Below are 18,734 nucleotides of genomic sequence, written 5' to 3'. Positions count from 1 at the left end.
GGCTCGGGGTCAGGTCAGAACAGCGCCATGCTGAGCTTGCGGCGGTACTGGTCGACCAGCGGATCGGTCGGCGTCACCGTGTTGTGACCGGACAGCTGCAGGCCGCCGGCCTGCGGCGCACCAGCGCCGGCGCCGTGCGCCGCCAGCGCAGGCTTGGTCATGATCTCGAGGATCGACACATAGGTCTTGCGCGCGAGCTGCTCGTTCCAGGTCTTGTCACGCATGATGATCTCGAGCAACTCCTCCATCGCGCCGGTGAAGTCACGACCCGCGAAGAGGCCCTGCGCCAGCGCGAAGCGCGCATCGAAATCCCGCTTGTTGTTCGCGATCGCCGATTGCAGCGCGGCCGGATCCAGGCCTTGCTCAGCCCGTTCCGCAGCGGCAATCCACGCCGCCAGCGCCTGGAATCTCGCGTGCGGCGTGATGGTGTCCGCCGCCTGATGCGCCACCGGCGCGAACGCCGCCTTGGCATGTTCCAACTGGTCGTCTTCCAGCAGCGCGCGGATCAGGTCGAAACGCGCCGCCTCGTTGTTCGGGTCAGCCATCACCGCCGCCTGCAGTTTCTCCAGCGCGCCGTCGGCGTCGCCTTCCTCCAGCAGCGCCTGCGCCTCGGCCAGGTCCTCCTCGGCCTCCAGCGCCTCGCCGGTCGGCACGTGGCGGTCCAGGAACTCGCGGATCTGCGCCTCCGGGATCGCGCCGACAAATCCATCCACCGGCTGGCCGCCGACGAACATCACGCAGAACGGGATCGACCGCACCCCGAAGGCCTGGCTCAGCTGCGTGGCGATCTCCGGCTGGTCGTCGCTGTTGAGCTTGGTCAGCTTCCAGCGGCCCGCGTAGGCCACTTCCAGCTTCTCCAGCATCGGTCCCAGCGTGCGGCAGGGGCCGCACCACGGCGCCCAGATGTCGAGCAGCACGGGCTGCTGCATGGAGGCCTGCAGGAGGTCGGCTTCGAAGTTTTGGAGGGTGATGTCGGTCATGGTGGGGGGGCTGGGCGGAGGCAGACGGGCAATGACGGGCAATGACTGGCAGCACGGGCCGGACGGAAGTCGAACGGCAATCACGGCACCTGAGGCTGCCCGCCTACAATTCAAGGTTTCACGATTTGACAGATCGAGGACCGACCCGTGAGCAGCGCCACCACTCCCGACATCGCCCCCGTCATCGGCGTGGTCATGGGCTCCAGCAGTGACTGGGAGACCATGAAACACGCCGCCGACATTCTCACCGAGTTCGGCGTGCCGTTCGAGGCGCGGGTGGTTTCGGCCCACCGCATGCCCGATGAGATGTTCGCCTATGCGGAGCAGGCCGAAGGCCGCGGGCTGCGGGCCATCATCGCCGGCGCCGGCGGCGCCGCCCACCTGCCGGGCATGCTGGCCGCCAAGACGCTGGTGCCGGTGCTCGGCGTGCCGGTCGCCAGCCGCCATCTGCAGGGCGTGGATTCGCTGCACTCGATCGTGCAGATGCCCAAGGGCATCCCCGTCGCGACCTTCGCCATCGGCAACGCCGGCGCGGGCAACGCGGCGCTGTTCGCCGTGGCCGTGCTGGCCCGCGACAACCCGGACCTGCGCGCGAAGCTCGACGCCTTCCGCAAGCGCCAGACCGCCGCCGCCACCGCGATGACCGAGGAGCTGCGCTGATGCCGCTGCTGCCGGGGGACGCGACGCTGGGCGTGCTGGGAGGCGGCCAGCTCGGCCGCATGTTCGTCCACGCCGCCCAGGCGCTGGGCTACCGCTGCGTGGTGCTGGACCCGGACGCGTCCAGCCCCGCCGGCGCGGTGGCCCAGGAGCACCTGAAGGCCGATTACCTGGATCCGGCGGCGCTCGACGACCTCGCGCGCCGCTGCGACGCGATCACCACCGAATTCGAGAACGTGCCGGCCCGCGCGCTGGAACACCTGGCCCGGGTACGCGTGGTCGCGCCCGGCGCGTCGGCCGTGGCCGTCTGCCAGGACCGCGCCCGCGAGAAGGCCCATTTCGATGCGAGCGGCGTGCCTTGCGCGCCGTACGCGGTGCTGCGGCACGGCGCTGATTCGGCCGCCGATCTGGCCGCCGTGCCCGACACGCTGCTGCCGGGCATCCTCAAGACCGCGCGCCTGGGCTACGACGGCAAGGGGCAGCGGCGCGTCGCCGACCGTGCGCAACTCGTCGCCGCCTTCGATGAACTCGGCCGCGTCGACTGCGTGCTCGAGCAGATGCTGCCGCTCGCCCTGGAGCTGAGCGTGCTGGTCGTGCGCGGCGCCGACGGCGAGGTCGTGACCTTCCCCGTCCAGCAGAACCTGCACCGCGACGGCATCCTCGCGGTCACCGAAGTGCCCGCGCCCGACGTCGACGACGCGCTGCAGGCGCAGGCGCGCCGCTCGGCGGCCGCGATCGCGACCGGCATGGGCTACGTCGGCGTGCTGTGCGTCGAGTTCTTCGTGCTGAAGGACGGCCGCCTGGTCGTCAACGAGATGGCGCCGCGTCCGCACAACTCGGGCCACTACACGATGGACGCCTGCGACGTCTCGCAGTTCGAGATGCAGGTCCGTGCGATGACCGGCCTGCCGCTGCGCGAGCCGCGCCTGCATTCGCCGGTGGTGATGCTCAATCTGCTGGGCGATCTGTGGTTCGACGCGGACGGCCGGGAACGGACGCCCGACTGGGCCGGCGTGCTGGCGCTGCCCGGCGCCGAGCTGCATCTGTACGGCAAGGCGCAGGCGCGCCACGGCCGCAAGATGGGTCACCTGAACGTGATCGGCGCGACCGCCGAGGACGCCCGCGCGAGCGCCCGCCGCGCCTGCGCGCTCCTCGGCCTGCCCGACGCGTGGTGATGGCGCGGGGCGACGACATGACGACGGCGTCGGCCAGGGTCCTCGATGGCCACGCACCCGACGCGGTGCGCGCCACCGCGCGCGTGCTCGCCGCGGGTGAACTGGCGGGCGTGCCGACCGAGACCGTTTACGGTCTCGCCGCGCGTGCCGACCAGGACGAGGCCGTCGCGAAGATCTTCGCCGCCAAGGGCCGCCCCAGCGACCACCCGCTGATCGTGCACGTGCTCGACGAGCAGGGCGCCCGGGTCTTCGGGCAAGACCTGTCGCCGGTCGCCCACCGGCTGATCGAGGCCTTCTGGCCCGGTCCGCTGACGCTGATCGTCAAGCGCGTGCCCGGCATCGCCGCCGCGGCCGCCGGCGGGCAGGACACCGTGGGCCTGCGCTGCCCGTCGCACCCGGTCTTCCGCGCGCTGATGGCGGAGTGCCGCGCCCTCGGCGTCGAAGGCCTGGCCGCGCCGAGCGCCAACCGCTTCGGGCGGGTCAGCCCGACCACCGCCGCCCATGTCGCCGACGAGTTCGACCCCGGCCTGACCGTGCTGGACGGCGGTCCCTGCGACGTCGGCATCGAATCGACCATCGTCGACGTCAGCCGCGGCGGCCTGGTGCTGCTGCGGCCCGGCGTGCTGACGCCGGCGCAGCTGGAAGCCGCCGCGGGCCTCGCTTTACATGCCCCCGACGCCCAGGCGCCGCGCGCCTCGGGCACACTCGCTGCGCACTACGCGCCGCGCGCGACGGTCCGGTTGATGGGATCGGAAGCGTTACAGGCCGCGCTGGCGGGCGACCGTCCGGCGGGGCTGGCGGTATATTCCCGCACGTCCTTTGACGGGACGGGCGCCCCGGCGCTGCATCGGGCCATGCCGGCCCAGGCGCGCGCGGCGGCGCGTCAGCTGTTTGCCGTCCTGCGCGAGCTGGACGCGGCCGGCGCGACGGAGATCTGGATCGAGGCGCCTCCGCAAGAGGCCGCCTGGGATGGGGTGCGGGACCGCTTGTCCCGCGCGGCGGCGGCTTTCCCGCCCCGCTGAGTTTTCGAGATTTGGAGAGTTCATGAAGAGTGTGAAGCGCCACCTGGCCGTGCTGCTGGGTGCGACCGCGATGCTGGCCGCCTGCGGCGGCGGCGGCGAGCAGATCGACCCGTTCCGTGCGACCCGCGTCATCGCCTTCGGCGATGAGACGAGCGCCATCCGCAGCGACGGCACCAAGTACTCGATCAACGGCACCGACGCGACGACCGCCGCCGTGACCTGCACCTTGAACCAGGTGTGGACGCAGCAGGTCGCCGCCCGTTTCGGGCTCGTGTTCGCCGAATGCAATCCGGACAAGCTGGCCACGCCGACCGCGCGCATGTATGCCGCCGCCGGCGCCAAGGTCGCCGACATCACCGGGCAGATCGACCGCCAGTTCGCGCTCGACGGCTTCAATCCGAAGGACCTGGTCACCATCCTGGCCGGCGCCAACGACGTGCTCGAACTGTACGCGCAGTATCCGGCGCAGGACGCCGGCACGCTGGGCAACGCGGCGCAGGCGCGCGGCGAGGCCCTGGCCGCGCAGGTGAACCGCATCGTCGACGCCAACGGCCGCATCATCCTCTCGACCGTGCAGGACATGGGCCTGTCGCCGTTCGCGATCCGCGAGAAGGCGGTCCACGCCGACACCGACCGCGCCGCGCTGCTGACGGAACTTTCACGCCGCTTCAACGCCGGCATGCGCCTGAAGATCCGCAACGACGGCCACTACATCGGCCTCATCCTCACCGATGAGCTGATGGGCACGATGAGCCGCTATCCGACGCTGTACTCCGCGTCGAACTCGGCGGACGCCGCCTGCCTGGCGAGTTCGCTGCCGCCGGTCTGCACCGACAAGACGCTGGTGGCCAACGCCACCTCGGCCACGCACATGTGGGCCAGCGACCGGCTGGTCGGTCCGGTGATGCACAACAACATGGCTTCGCAGGCCATCAACCGGGCGACGAACAACCCGTTCTAAAGCCGATCCTGTCGCGCGCATCGCGCGCGCCTTGATGACCGGAGTGTTGCAACCACGCCTCGATGGGGTCAGGTTGTGCGTCCGTCATCCCGACGACCCTGGCATGCTGTGGCTTGTCAGGGTTTTCCTTTTGTAAGCGTCGCGCGACGTGCGCTTAAAGTGAACCCTGAGAAAAACGAACGACCGTTCGATTTAGTGCCGACCGCGATCGCCGGGACGGTGCAGACGACGGAGACAACCCCTGGAGAAGTCCGAATGAACAGCCAATTCAAACTGGCCAGCCTGACTGTGGCCGCTGCCGCATTGCTGAGCGCCTGCGGTGGCGGCAGCAACCCGTCGACCGACGATTCGCCGCCGGCACGCGGCACGCTGGAACTGGGCCTGAAGGCCGGCGCGGCCACCGCCGCGCAGATCGACCTGGGCACCGCGGCCAAGGGCGTGCAGGCGCTGACCGGCAAGGCCGCCTGCGACGTGGACGTGCGCTACGTCTACTACTGGACGCGGGACCCCCAGGGCCTGCCGGCGACCGCCTCGGCCGCCGTGCTGGTGCCTTCCGGTACCGCCGCCGCCTGCACGGGCAACCGCCCGGTGGTGCTCTACGCCCACGGCACGACGACGGACCAGGCCTACAACATCGCCGACATCCAGAACAACGCCGAAGGCTCGCTGGTCGCGGCGTTCTACGCCGCGCAGGGCTTCATCGTCGTGGCGCCGAACTACCTCGGCTACGACCGTTCGGGCCTGCAGTACACGACCTACCTGAACGCCGAGCAGTCCGCGATCGAGATGATCGACGCGATGCGCGCCGCGCGTACCCACCTGGCCGCTGAAAGCGCCGTGAAGCCGTCGGCCAAGCTGCTGCTGGCCGGCTACTCGCAAGGCGGCCACGTGGCGATGGCGACGCAGAAGGTGATGGAGCGCGACTACGCGACCGAGTTCCCGGTCACCGCCGCCGCGCCGATGTCCGGCCCGTACAACCTGGTGGGCTTCAGCGACACGATCGTGAGCACCGGCCCGGTCAACGCCGGCGCGACGCTGTTCCTGCCGCTGATGCTGACCAGCTACCAGAAGGCCTACGGCAACATCTACACCTCGCCGAGCGACGTGTACGCGGCGCAGTTCGCGGCGACCTCGGAAACGCTGTTCCCGTCGAAGAAGTCGATCACCACGCTGATCCAGGAAGGCAAGCTGCCGGCCGATCCGACCTTCACCAACCTGTTCGGCACGGGTGGCCTGCTGAACCCGGCCTTCAAGACCGCGTACCCGACCTCCAACTTCCGCAAGGCGCTGCAGACCAACACGCTGCTGGGCTGGACGCCGAAGGCGCCGGTCGCGCTGTGCGGTGGATCGAACGACCCGACGGTGTACTTCACCAACACCCTGCAGGCGCAGGCCGACTTCTTCTCGCGCGGCAAGTCCTACCCGGCCTCCAACCTGGAAAACTCGGCCTCGATGGCCTGGGCCGGCCAGGTGACGGCAGCCACCATCGCGGGTGGATTCGCGCAAGCCAAGACGGCCACGTCCGCCGCGGCGGGCGGCGGTGCGGCCGGTGCGGCCGCGGTGCAAGGCGCCTATCACGGCACCCTGGTCCCGCCGTTCTGCAATGCGCTGGCACGCGGCTTCTTCCAATCGGTCCTGGCTGCTCAGCCTTAATCGCCGACGACCAGAACGGAGACATCATTCATGAAGAAGAACATCACCCTCATCCTGGCCGCTTCGCTGATGGCACTCGCGGGCGCGGCCCGCGCCGAAGAGCCGGCGGTCGGTACGCACTCGGTCTACCTGGGCCTGGCGCACATCGACGTCAACAGCAAGGCCGGTCCGCTGGAAGGCGGCAGCCGCCAGTTCCCGGCGCCGGGCGCGCAGATCCGCGTCGGTGACGCGACGACCACGGGCTTCGGCTACACCTACCGCTTCCTGCCGCGCTGGAGCGCGGAACTGGCGCTGGGCCTGCCGCCGTCGCACAAGATCTACGGCAACGGCGTGCTCGCCAACGCCGGCCAGATCGCGGTCGTGCGCCAGATGCCGCCGACGGCCTTCGTCAACTACCACCTCGGCGAATGGCTCCCCAAGGTCCATCCCTTCGTCGGCGCGGGCGTGAACTACACCTACTTCGAGAAGAAGCGCAGCACGCCCACCGGCGACGCGATCAGCGGCGGCCCGACCCGCATCACGCTGGAGAACTCGTGGGGCCTCGCGGCCCACGCGGGCTTCACCGTGGCGTACACGAAGCAGTGGTCGCTGAACGCGACGGTCGCCTACGCGGACGTGCGCAGCAAGATGCGTTCGTACACGACGACCAAGGACGGCGTGGAAGAGCTGCACACGGACATCAACTTCCGTCCGGTGGTGTACACGCTGTCGCTGGGTTACTCGTTCTGATCGGACTGCCGGTCGAACGACGGATCGAGCCCCACGGGGTCGGGGGATCTCCCCGCTCCGTGCGGTTCCGGGCCACTACACTTCAGACATGAGCGTGTTGCTGGCCCTGGATAGCTCGACCGAACACATGGCTCTGGCCCTCGTGGGCCAGGGCCATGATGCTTTTGTGGACGCCGATGGCGGGGCCCTGGCCTCCCAGCGGCTGGTCCCCGATGTGATGGCGCTGTTGAAGCAGGCCGGACTGCCGCTGGCCGCCGTCGACGCCGTCGGATTCGGCCGCGGGCCGGGTGCGTTCACGGGGCTGCGCACCGCGTGCTCCGTGGCGCAGGGCCTGGCGTTCGGCGCCGGCAGACCGGTGCTGGCGCTGGACAGCCTGATGCTGGTCGCGGAGGACGCGCGGCAGCAGCTCATCGCCGCCGGTGACGCGGTGTCGTCGCTCGATGTGTGGGTGGCGATGGACGCCCGCATGAACCAGATCTATCTTGGCCGGTATCGCTGGAACGACGCGCGCTGGTCGACGGTCGTCGGGCCGCTGCTGACCGATGTCGACCCGCTGCGCGCGCTGTGGCGCGACGAGCCGCCAGTGATCGTCGCCGGCTCGGCGCTGGGCGCGTTCGACCTGGAGACCGGCGCCGCGCGCCGCTTCCCGACCACCGTCTCGCGTGCCCGCGCGCTGGGGGCGCTCGCGCAGCAGGCTTTCAACGCCGGTCTCGCGGAAGATGCCGCGAACGCGCTGCCGCTGTACGTGCGCGACAAGGTCGCGCTGACGACGGCCGAGCGCGAGGCCGCCAAGGGAGCAGTCCCCAGATGAGCGCCCAACCCCGCGACTTCGCCTGGCCGCCGTCGCTGCAATCCTTGCAGCCGCTGCGCGCGCTGGACCTCGACGAGGTGATGGCCATCGAGGCCGTTTCCTACAGCCATCCGTGGACGCGCGGCAACTTCATCGATTCGATGGCCGCGGGTTACGCCGGCTTCGTCATGCGTGACGAGCAGGCGCGGCTCTGCGCTTACTTTCTTGCGATGCAGGTGATCGATGAGATGCACCTGCTCAACATCACCGTCATCGAGGAGCGGCAGGGACAAGGCCTGGCGCGTCGCATGCTCGATGCGCTGGGCCTGCTGGCGCGGGCGCGAGGCTGCCACCAGGTGTGGCTGGAGGTCCGCGAGAGCAACGTGCGCGCGCGCCGGCTGTATGAGCGCTACGGCTTCGTGCAGAGCGGCCTGCGCCGCGGCTACTACCCCGGCGCCGACGGCCGCGAGGACGCCATCCTGATGACCCTGCGCCTGATGGAGCCCGCCCCATGAGCTGGAACGATCGTCAACGCGCGATGCTGGAGGCGATGGGCCTCAAGCTGTGGGCGCCCGCCGTGGGGACGTCGTCGACCGAGGCCCCGGCGGCCGTCGCGTCTGCCTCGCCGGTCGCGCAACGGGCCGCTGCGCCCGCACGATCCGCCGACCCGGTCGCCGCGCCGGCACTGCGCGCTCCGGAGCTTGGATCCGACGTCGCCATTGCCGAACCGCCCGCGCCGCGCCGCGTTGCGGAGGCGCCGGCAAGGACGCCCGCCACCGCGCCGACCGTGGCCTCCATCGCGGCTCCCGTGACCGCGGCCGCTGCCGCCGATGCCGCGCTCGCCCAGGCCCGCGGCGTGGCGCGCGAGGCCATCGCCCGCCTGGACTGGCCCGGCCTGCGCGACGAGGTCGCGTCCTGCCGCGCCTGCGGACTCTGCGAGTCGCGCAAGAACACGGTGTTCGGCGTCGGCAACGAGCGTGCGCACTGGATGGTGGTGGGCGAGGCGCCGGGCGAGCAGGAGGACCTGCAGGGCGAACCCTTCGTCGGTGCCGCCGGCAAGCTGCTGGACAGCATGCTGCGCGCGGTCGGCCTGAGCCGCGGCGAGGGCACGCCCGAGCGTCAGGTCTACATCGCCAACACGCTGAAGTGCCGGCCGCCGCGCAACCGCAACCCGGATCCGTCGGAGCTCGCGCAGTGCGAGCCCTTCCTGCAGCGCCAGATCGAGCTGATCCAGCCGCGCATCATCCTGGCGATGGGCCGCTTCGCGGTGCAGCAGCTGCTGCGCAGCCAGGAGCCGATCGGCAAGCTGCGCGGGCGTGTCCACCGCTACCAGGGCGTGCCGCTGGTCGTCACCTATCACCCAGCCTACCTGCTGCGCAACCTGCCCGACAAGGCGCGGGCGTGGGAGGACCTCTGCCTCGCGCTCAAGACGCTGGACGAGCAGCCCCCGCGCGGCGACGGCGATGCCGCAAGCGCGGCGCCCGCCACGCCGTCGACGGCCGGGACGGACTGAATGAACGCGCCGGTGCCGCCTCTGCCGCCGGCCGGCCCGGCGCCGTCCGCGGAAGACCAGGCCGCGCAGTTCCGGCTGCTCGCGGACAACGTGCCGGTGCTGATCGCGGTCTTCGACGCGGCCACGCGCACCTGCCGCTTCGCCAACCGCCAGTACGCGCGCAGCTTCGGCCTGGACGAGGTCAGCGTGCTGGGCCGCACCTTCGCGCAGATCATCGGCGAGGAGGCCTCGCAGGAGATCGAGCCCCACGTGCAGCGCGTGCTCCGCGAGCGCGTCAGCGTCAGCTATGAACGCCGCCTGGAGCGCCGCGACGGCAGCCCGCGCTGGATCGAGGTCAACCTGATCCCCTACGTGCCGCCGGGCGCGGACGAGGTGCAGTCGAGCTTCGTGCTGATCTCCGACATCACCCGCTTCCGCGAGGCCGAACTGGCCGTGCGCGAGTCCGAGGAGCGGATGGGAAAGTTCATGCAGGCGTCGATGGAGGGCATCGTCTTCCACCGCGACGGCGTGATGACCGACGTCAACCCGCCGCTGTGCGAGCTGGTGGGCTACACGCTCGAGGAACTGGTGGGGCGGTCGGCCCTGTCGATGATCGCGCCGGACCAGGTCGACACGGTGCGCGACGTGATGACCACCGGCACGGAGACGCGCTACCCGACGGCCATCCTGCATCGCAGCGGCGAGCGCATCGCCGTCGAATTCATCGTGCGGACCCTGTGGCGCAACGGCGAGCGCCTGCGCATGACCATCGTCCGCGACCTGCGTCCGCACCTGGAGGCGCTGGCGCGCATCCAGCACCTCGCGCAGCATGATCCGCTCACCGGGCTGCTGAACCGCGCGACCTTCATGGAACGGCTGCGCGAGCGGCTGACGCAGGGCGCCGCGCGCCGCGCCGCGCTGCTGTTCATCGACCTCGACAACTTCAAGCGGGTCAACGATTCGCTGGGCCACCTCGAAGGCGACCGCGTGCTGCGGACCGTGTCCGAGCGTCTGCGCGGCGGGCTGCGCGGCAGCGATCTGGTGGCGCGTTTCGGCGGCGACGAGTTCGTCGTGCTGCTCGAGGACGTGCACCAGCGCAAGGACGTGCAGACGGTGCTCAACGCGCTGCTGAGCGTCGTCGAGGTGCCGGTGCAGGCGGACGGCCGCGACCTGTCGGTGACGCCGTCGATCGGCGTGGCGATGTACCCGGAGCACGGCGAATCGCCCGAGGAACTGCTGCAGCACGCCGACACCGCGATGTATCTCGCGAAGACCGCGGGCCGCGCGACCTACCGTTTCTTCGAGCACGCGATGGCGGAGAACGCCTACGCGGACCTGGTGCTGGAGACCGAGCTGGCGCAGGCGCTGACGGCGGACCAGTTCGTGCTCTTCTATCAGCCGCAGGTCGACGCGCGCACCGGCGAACTGGTGGGCGCCGAGGCGTTGCTGCGCTGGCGGCATCCGGAGCGCGGCCTGCTGACGCCGGACGCCTTCATCGTCGTGGCCGAGCGCCATCGCCTGATGCTGCCGCTGGGCGAGTGGGTGATGTACGAGGCCGCGCGGCAGACGCGCGCGTGGCATGAGCGCGGCGTCGCCGCGATCCCGATCGCGGTGAACCTGTCGAGCATGCAGTTCCGGCTGGCGAGTTTCTCGAAGTCGGTGGCCCACGTGCTGAAGACGGCCGGCGTGCCCGGCGAGTGGCTGGAGCTGGAGCTGACCGAACGCATGCTCACCGAGGAGATCGACCGCCTGCCCGAGTTGCTGCAGACGCTGCGCTCGCAGGGGTTGGCGATTTCGATCGACGACTTCGGCACCGGCTACACGGCGCTGAACCAGTTGATCCGGCTGCCGCTGGACAAACTCAAGATCGACCAGAGTTTCGTCGCCGTGCTGCCGGAGGATCGCGGTGCCGCCGCGATCACGCGCGCGATGGTGCAGATGGCGAAGGGCCTGGGCATGCGCGTGGGCGCCGAAGGCGTGCGCAACGCGCGGCAATGGCACCTGCTGGCCGAGTGGGGCTGCGACGAACTGCAGGGCGAGGTGATCGCCCCGGCGATGCCCGCCGAGGAATTCGAAGCCTGGCTGGCCGCGCGCGGCAAGCCGACGCTTCCCGGAATCGACACATGACTTCAAAGACACCCGATGCCGCCCGCCTGAATGGCGCGGCGTCCGCGCCGCATGGCGCTGCCCGTTCATCGCCGAGTACGCCGGTCCATGCGACCGATCCCGCCATGACCGCGCTGCTGCGCGACGAGATCGACGCCGCCGGCGGCTGGTTGCCTTTCGACCGCTACATGAGCCTGGCGCTGTATGCGCCGGGCGTGGGCTACTACGCCAACGCGCGCCGCAAGTTCGGCACGATGCCCCAGCAGGGCTCGGACTTCGTGACGGCGCCGGAGCTGTCACCCCTGTTTGGTCGAGCGCTGGCGAAGCAGGTCGCGCAGGCGCTGGCGGTCAGCGGCACGGACACGGTGATCGAGTTCGGCGCGGGCAGCGGTGCGCTGGCGGCACAGCTGCTGGAGACGCTGGATGCGGCCGGGACGCCGGTGTCGAAGTACTTCATCGTGGATCTGTCGGGCACGCTGCGCGAGCGCCAGGCGGAGCGGCTCGCGCGTTTCGCGCCGCGGGTCGAATGGCTGGATCGCTGGCCGGACGAGATCCACGGCGTGCTGGTCGCCAACGAGCTGCTGGACGCGATCCCGGTCGAGCTGCTGCGCTGGGACGGCGAGCACTGGCTGCAGCGCGGCGTGACGATGGACGGGCAGGGCGTGCTGTCCTTCGACGACCGGCCCGGCGACGCGCGTCCGCCGACGCCGCCCGAGCACGACGTGGGCTTCGTCCCCGGCACGGTGACGGAGATCCATCCGCAGTCCGAGGCCTTCGTGCGCACGCTCGCGGAGCGCCTGAAGCGCGGCGCGGCGTTCTTCATCGATTACGGCTTCCCGGAGTCGGAGTACTACCACCCGCAGCGCACCGGCGGCACGGTGATGTGCCATCACCTGCACCGGTCCGACCCCGATCCGCTGGCGCTGCCGGGGCAGAAGGACATCACCGCGCACGTGAACTTCACCGGCATCGCGCTGGCGGGACAGGACGCGGGGCTGATGGTGCTGGGCTACACGAGCCAGGCCAACTTCCTGATCAACTGCGGCCTGGTCGACCTGATGAGCGGCGCCGACCTCGCGCAACGCGGCATGGCCCACCGGCTCATCGCGGAGCACGAGATGGGCGAGCTCTTCAAGGTCATCGGCTTCGCGCCGGAGGAGGGCTTCGATGCGCTGGGGTTCAGCGCGGGGGATCGGTCGCATACGTTGTGAGCGCGGCGCGACAACGGGAGTGACCCATCTTGGTGGGAATTCAAGCAGCACTGACTGGCATTAGTTAACCGCGGGTCTTGAACGCGTTCGAGTCCTCGCGGCTATTGTTCAATCACCTCTCCATTCGCATGCGCCACACCGGCGCGAAGCAGCGAATGAAGCGAGGTGTCATGCAGCTAGAAGAATTTCGGATCGAGGTTCAGTCGAGGATCGCTGGACGTCGTGCGTTCGATCTGAACAAGAGCCACTTGCGTGCGATCGCGGCGCAGGAAGCCCGCAGCTTCGTCGCCGATTGGAAGGCGGAGAAGATTTATCCGTTCCCCGACGATGAACCCACAACCCAGCTCGAGTTCATAGAGCGCCAGGTCTTCGACATCGTCGCCCTCAATGTCGCCCGCTATCTTCCAGGCTTCGAAGGTGCTGCGCCGAGGAGCAAGGCCCTTCACCTTCGGATGCTCCGACAGGCGATCGAGAAGGGCCCCGAGGATCTTCAACTGATCTTGACCGAGGTCTTGAACCTCCCTGTGCGCCAGCAGGAGGAACTTGCCGAACTGTTGCGTGAGGGCTCGCTGTCTTCAATCATCAACGGCGCGAAGGTCGTCTCCGAACGGCTCAAGTTTCTGAACGGCCTTGAAGCAATCCTCTTCGACAAGGGACCGAAGCAGCGACTGAAGGAGCGTGCCCAACTGCATCGCATCCTCGCTGAGAACCCCTGGATCTTCGGTGAGGAGTTCCATCTTTCCGTCGACGACATGTCGCTGACCGAAGTGCTTCGCAAGCACAAGGCGCTGTTGGGAGAGAACGTCGTCATCGACGCACCAGTCAAGCATGTCGTCCAGACGCGCGGCATCGTCGACCTGATGCTGTCGAGGCAGACGCGGCGCTATCGCGCCAACGACTTGACGCATCTCGTTGTGGAACTCAAGGCGCCCTCCGTCAAGATCGACCGCGACGAGATTTCCCAGATCGAGTGCTATGCCGCCTCAGTGACCGCTGACGAACGCTTTCGCAACGTCGATGTGAACTGGGTGTTCTGGGTGATCAGCGATGACATCGGTCCCGTGGGGAAATTCAAGATCGGCCGAAATACATCGACCGGTCTCGTTCATCAGAACGACAACGTGTCCATCCACATCAAAACGTGGGGTCAGGTGCTCGACGACAACCGGGCTCGCATGCAGTTCTTTCAGGAACGGCTGGCCTACCAGGCCAACAAGGGTGCCGCGCTCAAGCATCTGCATGAGCGTTACTCGAGTTATTTGGAAGGGGTGATCGATCCCGTCGATATGCCGTCGCAGGCTGACGCTTCGACGGCCGCCCTTCAAACTGAAGCTGCGGTATCCCCGGAGTAAGACTTGCCTGGGGTTCAGCGTGGGCGATCGGTCTCACACGCTCTGAGCGCGGCCTTGCGGGCCTCGTGGATCGCTTGGCCGATGGCCGGGCCTTTCTTGCCGGCCGCCAGTGCGGCTGAAGAGATCGCCGCCTGATCGACCGACTGCACCGCGCGCAGGTCGTGCAGCAGCGCCTGACGCTGCGGGTAAGGGCGATCGTGCAAACCCGTGCGGCCGCGGGCGTCGCACTCGCAGGCCAGCAGCAGTTGCGCGAAGCGCTCTGGCCGGCGCGGCGCATCGCAGCGCTCGATCAGGCGCAGCCGCGCCTCGGCGGTGAAGTCCAGGCTCTGGTGCACATGCGTATGCTCACGCGCGACCAGTTCCGCCAGCTCCTTGCAGTCCGACGGCACGCGCCAGCGTTGCGACAGCGCCGCCGCCAGCTCGACGCCGCGGGATTCGTGCTTCAGGTGCCGCGGCCATTCCTCCTCGGGCGTCGTCCCCTTGCCGAGGTCGTGGCACAGTGAGGCGTAACGCACCGGCAGCGGTGCCTCGACGCGCGCGCATTCCTGCAGCACCAGCAGCACGTGGACGCCCGTATCGATCTCCGGATGGTGTGCCTCGGGCTGCGGCACGCCGAAGAGCCGCTCCAGCTCCGGCGCGATGCGCGCCAGCGCGCCGCTGTCCCGCAGGATCTCGATCATCCGCGCCGGGTGAGCCTCCATCAGGCCGCGGGCGACCTCCTGCCAGACGCGCTCGGCCACCAGCGCGTCGGCCTCGCCGGCGGCGACCATGGCGCGCATCAGGGCCATCGTCTCCGGTGCCACCGTGAAGTCGCCGAAGCGCGCCGCGAAGCGCGCGAGGCGCAGGATGCGCACCGGATCCTCGGCGAAGGCCTCCGAGACGTGGCGCAACACCCGACCCTCCAGGTCGCGCCGACCCCCGTACGGGTCGACGATGGTCCCGTCCGCGGCCTGGGCCATCGCGTTGATCGTCAGATCCCGGCGGGCGAGGTCCTCTTCAAGGGTGACATCGGGGGCCGTGTGGAACTGGAAGCCGTGGTACCCGGCCGCTGTTTTCCGTTCCGTCCGGGCCAATGCCACCTCTTCATGGGTCATGGGATCCAGGAAGACGGGAAAATCCTTGCCGACAGGCAGAAATCCCTTGTCGATCAAGGACTTGGGCGTGGCACCCACCACCACCCAATCGCGATCCTGCACGGGCAGTCCCAGGAGCTCGTCCCGGACGGCCCCGCCAACGAGATACATCTGATCACTCATGTTGCGGCGCAGCATCCCTGATAAAGGGGATACCTCCATTAGGCTATCTATCCGTATATTCACCAATGCCACCTGCACACCAGTGCCTGCCCAAGCAGGCCAGCTACCGAGAGAGACGTTGTAGTCAGGCAGGCCGGCATAGCAGTAGGGAGTATCTTGAATGAAGTCTGTTCTTCTCCTCCTGCTGGGCGGAATTGGTCTCGCCGCCCAGGCCCAGGAGCAGCAAGCGCCGGACACGAACTCCGTGCACGTCGCCGCTGAAACCAGTTTTACCCATCAGAGCCAGCCCGCCCCCGCGCAGCTGGCCGATGTCAACGAACAAGAAGGTGCGGACACCGTCGTGCCCTCGTTCGTTTCCGAGCCCACGAACCAAGCCATGATGCTCGGCGGCCTTCTCGCCGCAGGGTTCATGGTGCGCCGCCGCCGCGACAACTGATTTCGTTTCGGCCCACCTCGCCGCTTTCGGTCACCTGCCCGCACAGGAAACCGAAGGCGGTTTTTCATTTCAGGGCTTCAGCACCGGCACCGGTCCGCTGACGTCCCGGTAGGGTTCCTCGAAGTCGAGGAAGTCCTTCTCCGCCAGCGCGTCGGCGATCCACTCGCGCACCCCCGGCGCGGCCTCCACGGCGGTTGTGTAGGCCTTCAGCGGTGCCGGCAGCGGCAGTCCGTAGCGCGTCACCCGCATCACCACCGGTGCGAAGAAGGCATCCGCCGCGCCGAACCCGCCGAACAGGAAGGGGCCGCCGCTCTGCGTGAGCGCGTCGGACCACAGTTCCACCACGCGGGCGAGGTCCTTGCGCAGGCCGGCCTCGGTCTGCAGCAGGCGCGCGCCGACGGTCGCAAGGTCCGCATCGATGTTCATCATGCAGTGGCTGCGCAGCTGGCCGAAGCCGCTGTGCATCTCCGCGCAGAGGGAGCGAGCCCGCGCGCGCTGGCGCATGTCGCGTGGCCAGACCGCCTTGTCGGGGAAACGGTCGGCCAGGTACTCCACGATCGCCAGCGAGTCCCAGACCGCCAGGCCGTCGTCCACCAGCACCGGCACCTTGCCGGCCGGCGTGACCGCGCCGATCTCGCGATAGAAGGCCGAATCGGGCGTGAAGTCGAAGCGGACGATCCGCTCCTGGAAGGCGATGCCCAGCGCCTTCATCAGCACCCACGGGCGCATCGACCAGGACGAGTAGTTCTTGTTGCCGATGATCAGCTGCATGCGGAACGCTTTCTGAAAAGGGGGGAGGGCGCCGTCGCCGGCGCCCCGGGGGTCAGTTCGTGCCGTTGGCCGGGATGTCCGGCGCCGACGCCGCCGCCGGGCCGATGACGCGGCCCAGCCGGTCGCGCAGCACGGTGCCGGTCTCGCGGCCCATCAACTGCGCGTAGATGGTCGCGTTGGACAGCACCTTGCGCACGTAGTCGCGGGTCTCCCAGATGGGGATGTTCTCGGTCCAGATCGCGGCGTCGAGCTGCGGACCGTCACGCCAGCGGCGCGGCCGGTTCGGTCCCGCGTTGTAGGCCGCCGCGGCCATCGCCTGCGAGCCCTCGAAGCTGTCCATCACCAGCTTCAGGTAGCCCGTGCCCAGGCGCAGGTTGGTGTCGCGGTCATGCAGCATGTCGGGCTTGAAATCGACGCCCAGCTTCTTGGCCGTCCACTTCGCGGTCGCCGGCATCACCTGCATCAGGCCGCCGGCGCCGACATGCGAGCGCGCGTCCATCATGAAGCGCGACTCCTGACGGATCAGGCCGTAGACATAGGCCGGGTCCAGGCCCACCGCCGTCGATTGCTTCAACACGTCCGCGCGGTAGGGCATCGGGAAGCGCTGCGCGAGGTCGATCTCGGTCCTCGTGCGCTCGCTGGTCTGGATGCAGCGCTCCCAGAGTTCGCGCTCGCACGCCGCCTGCGCGATCGACAGCAGCTCGCGATCCGACAGACCCCGCAGGCTGAAGTTCCATTCGCGCTGGCCTTCGCTGCGCAGGCCCACGGCCAGCAGCTGGAGCGCGCGCTGGATGCCCGGATTCGCGAGCGCCTGCGTGCGCTCCGGCGCCGTCAGATCGGCGGGTGTCGGCGGCAGCGGCAGGCGCAGCTTCAGTTCATCGGCGGCCAGCTTGCCGTAGAAGCTCAGCGGTGAGGCGATCGCACGCAGCGTCTCCTGGGTCTCGCGGCGCTGCGCGTCGCCGGACGGGCCGCTCGGCGCCAGCTGCTGCTGCGCCTTCGCGCGCCAATACTGCCAGGTGATGTCCTTCTGGTCCGACGGCTTCATCAGCGAGATCGCCGACATGAGCTGCTCCGGCCGGCTCGCGCCCGCGTCGCCGCGCAGCGCGGCGCGTGCCATCCAACTGACCGTGTCGTCGCTCCATTCCACCGGGCCGAGCCTGGCCTGCAGCTTCATCGCGCGATCGAAGTGCTCGTTGGCCTCGTCCTTCAGCCGCAGCGCCGCCTGTCTGCCGTACTGCGCCCAGAGCCACGCGGACAGGTCGTTGGGCAGCTTGGCCGCCCAGCGGCGCACGTCGTCGTCCGCCTTGTCGTAGTCGGTGGCCAGCAGGCGCATCAGCGCCAGCATCGTCAGCTCGGCCTTGGCGCGCGGCGAGGCCGCGGCCTTGCGCTTCAGGTAGCGGTCCGGCTTGTCCATCAGCTCGGCCAGCGCCTCCTGGTCGGGCTTGGACAGCAGCGCCCCGGTCTGCTTCACCGCGCGCGGCTTGTTGGTCTCGACGACGAAGCGCAGCTTGCGCCAGACGTCGGAATCCTTGAACTGGCCGTTCTCATGCAGCGTGGCCGCCAGCATGTTGCAGCCTTCATCCGCGTCGCGCTGCGCGAACCAGGCGGCGCGCGCGGCGTCGCGCAGGTCGCGTCCCGGCGGGTCGGCGAGCAGCGCGTAGCAGGCGACCTCGCGGTCGTCCTGCATCTTGTAGGCGGCGTGGTCACGGCGGAAGTTGATCCAGTCGCGGCGATGGCCCAGCTCCAGCAGCCAGTCATTGCGCAGCCGGTCTTCGACGTAGGCGCCGGGCCAGCGCGCGTAGAACGCGTTGAGCTCGGGCTGCTGGGCTTCCGACAGCCGGGCGTTCAGCTCCCAGTAGTCGAACCAGGGGGCGAGCGGATGCTGCTGGTCGAAGGCCGCCTGCCGCATCGCGGCCAGGCGGGAGCGGTCCCGCACGCGCCAGGCCTCGCGGGCGTCGGTGACCAGGTCCGGCAGCGGCGGCAGGGCGTTGGGCACGACGTTGAAGGTCGTGCTCGACTGCGCGAGGGCGGAGGGCGCCGTGACCGCCGTGGTCAGGCACAGGAGACCGAGGGCGCCGACGGTGGCCGAGACGGTCACGGTGGCGGAGGCGAGGGCGGTTACAGTGATCCGAGCGAACTTCAT

At 69.3% G+C, this 18,734-nt stretch carries 17 protein-coding genes; 13 read left to right on the top strand and 4 right to left on the bottom strand.

Annotated features, from left to right (window positions below):
• Positions 1-14 precede the first annotated feature (14 nt).
• On the bottom strand, positions 15-980 hold the full coding sequence (locus ABE85_RS19820; protein WP_067278619.1) for a tetratricopeptide repeat protein: 966 nt from the start codon (positions 978-980) through the stop codon (positions 15-17).
• 195 nt (positions 981-1,175) lie between these two features.
• Between ABE85_RS19820 and purE the strand changes: the two genes are divergently transcribed.
• The 12 genes from purE to ABE85_RS19760 all read left to right on the top strand — a co-directional run bounded on the left by purE (position 1,176) and on the right by ABE85_RS19760 (position 14,128).
• Positions 1,176-1,640 carry a 5-(carboxyamino)imidazole ribonucleotide mutase gene (gene purE, locus ABE85_RS19815; protein WP_067283188.1) on the top strand — a complete coding sequence of 155 codons (465 nt, stop codon included), beginning with the start codon at positions 1,176-1,178 and terminating at the stop codon, positions 1,638-1,640.
• Positions 1,640-2,812 carry a 5-(carboxyamino)imidazole ribonucleotide synthase gene (locus ABE85_RS19810; protein WP_067278616.1) on the top strand — a complete coding sequence of 391 codons (1,173 nt, stop codon included), beginning with the start codon at positions 1,640-1,642 and terminating at the stop codon, positions 2,810-2,812. Before purE ends, ABE85_RS19810 begins: the two co-directional genes overlap by 1 nt.
• A 17-nt stretch (positions 2,813-2,829) precedes the next feature.
• On the top strand, positions 2,830-3,834 hold the full coding sequence (locus ABE85_RS19805) for an L-threonylcarbamoyladenylate synthase (RefSeq protein ID WP_067283186.1): 1,005 nt from the start codon (positions 2,830-2,832) through the stop codon (positions 3,832-3,834).
• Positions 3,835-3,856: 22 nt separating this feature from the next.
• Positions 3,857-4,795: an SGNH/GDSL hydrolase family protein gene (locus ABE85_RS19800; protein WP_067278612.1), complete on the top strand. Its 939-nt coding sequence runs from the start codon at positions 3,857-3,859 to the stop codon at positions 4,793-4,795.
• 255 nt (positions 4,796-5,050) lie between these two features.
• The gene (locus tag ABE85_RS19795; protein ID WP_067278609.1) at positions 5,051-6,448 is read left to right on the top strand and encodes a S9 family peptidase; all 1,398 of its coding nucleotides are present in this window, start codon (positions 5,051-5,053) and stop codon (positions 6,446-6,448) included.
• A 30-nt stretch (positions 6,449-6,478) separates the two neighbouring features.
• Entirely contained in the window at positions 6,479-7,177 is a 699-nt protein-coding gene (locus tag ABE85_RS19790) for an OmpW family protein (RefSeq protein ID WP_067278605.1), read from the top strand.
• 88 nt (positions 7,178-7,265) lie between these two features.
• Positions 7,266-7,988 (top strand): tRNA (adenosine(37)-N6)-threonylcarbamoyltransferase complex dimerization subunit type 1 TsaB, encoded by a 723-nt coding sequence (tsaB, locus tag ABE85_RS19785; protein WP_067278602.1) that lies wholly within the window; start codon positions 7,266-7,268, stop codon positions 7,986-7,988.
• A complete protein-coding gene (gene rimI / locus ABE85_RS19780; RefSeq protein ID WP_067278599.1) occupies positions 7,985-8,482 on the top strand; it encodes a ribosomal protein S18-alanine N-acetyltransferase in 498 nt (165 codons plus the stop codon). Before tsaB ends, rimI begins: the two co-directional genes overlap by 4 nt.
• Positions 8,479-9,480 (top strand): uracil-DNA glycosylase family protein, encoded by a 1,002-nt coding sequence (locus ABE85_RS27090; protein WP_082938781.1) that lies wholly within the window; start codon positions 8,479-8,481, stop codon positions 9,478-9,480. Before rimI ends, ABE85_RS27090 begins: the two co-directional genes overlap by 4 nt.
• Positions 9,481-11,586, top strand: coding sequence for a bifunctional diguanylate cyclase/phosphodiesterase (locus tag ABE85_RS19770; protein ID WP_082938780.1), 2,106 nt, complete (start codon positions 9,481-9,483; stop codon positions 11,584-11,586).
• A gap of 26 nt (positions 11,587-11,612) precedes the next feature.
• The gene (locus ABE85_RS19765; RefSeq protein ID WP_409072590.1) at positions 11,613-12,776 is read left to right on the top strand and encodes a class I SAM-dependent methyltransferase; all 1,164 of its coding nucleotides are present in this window, start codon (positions 11,613-11,615) and stop codon (positions 12,774-12,776) included.
• 170 nt (positions 12,777-12,946) lie between these two features.
• Positions 12,947-14,128, top strand: coding sequence for a histidine kinase (locus ABE85_RS19760; protein WP_197507082.1), 1,182 nt, complete (start codon positions 12,947-12,949; stop codon positions 14,126-14,128).
• A gap of 14 nt (positions 14,129-14,142) precedes the next feature.
• On the opposite strand, the gene ABE85_RS19755 is transcribed toward ABE85_RS19760, so the two are convergent.
• Positions 14,143-15,399: a multifunctional CCA addition/repair protein gene (locus ABE85_RS19755; protein ID WP_231993140.1), complete on the bottom strand. Its 1,257-nt coding sequence runs from the start codon at positions 15,397-15,399 to the stop codon at positions 14,143-14,145.
• A gap of 145 nt (positions 15,400-15,544) precedes the next feature.
• On the opposite strand from ABE85_RS19755, the gene ABE85_RS19750 reads away from it, so the two are divergent.
• A complete protein-coding gene (locus ABE85_RS19750; RefSeq protein ID WP_067278587.1) occupies positions 15,545-15,820 on the top strand; it encodes a hypothetical protein in 276 nt (91 codons plus the stop codon).
• 69 nt (positions 15,821-15,889) lie between these two features.
• On the opposite strand, the gene ABE85_RS19745 is transcribed toward ABE85_RS19750, so the two are convergent.
• Both ABE85_RS19745 and ABE85_RS19740 read right to left on the bottom strand, forming a co-directional pair.
• Positions 15,890-16,591 carry a glutathione S-transferase gene (locus ABE85_RS19745; protein WP_067278583.1) on the bottom strand — a complete coding sequence of 234 codons (702 nt, stop codon included), beginning with the start codon at positions 16,589-16,591 and terminating at the stop codon, positions 15,890-15,892.
• A gap of 52 nt (positions 16,592-16,643) precedes the next feature.
• Positions 16,644-18,734: a lytic transglycosylase domain-containing protein gene (locus ABE85_RS19740; protein ID WP_082938779.1), complete on the bottom strand. Its 2,091-nt coding sequence runs from the start codon at positions 18,732-18,734 to the stop codon at positions 16,644-16,646.

The organism is Mitsuaria sp. 7 (assembly GCF_001653795.1).
Lineage (GTDB): Bacteria > Pseudomonadota > Gammaproteobacteria > Burkholderiales > Burkholderiaceae_C > Roseateles.
This window is presented reverse-complemented; position numbering and strand designations above follow the sequence as displayed.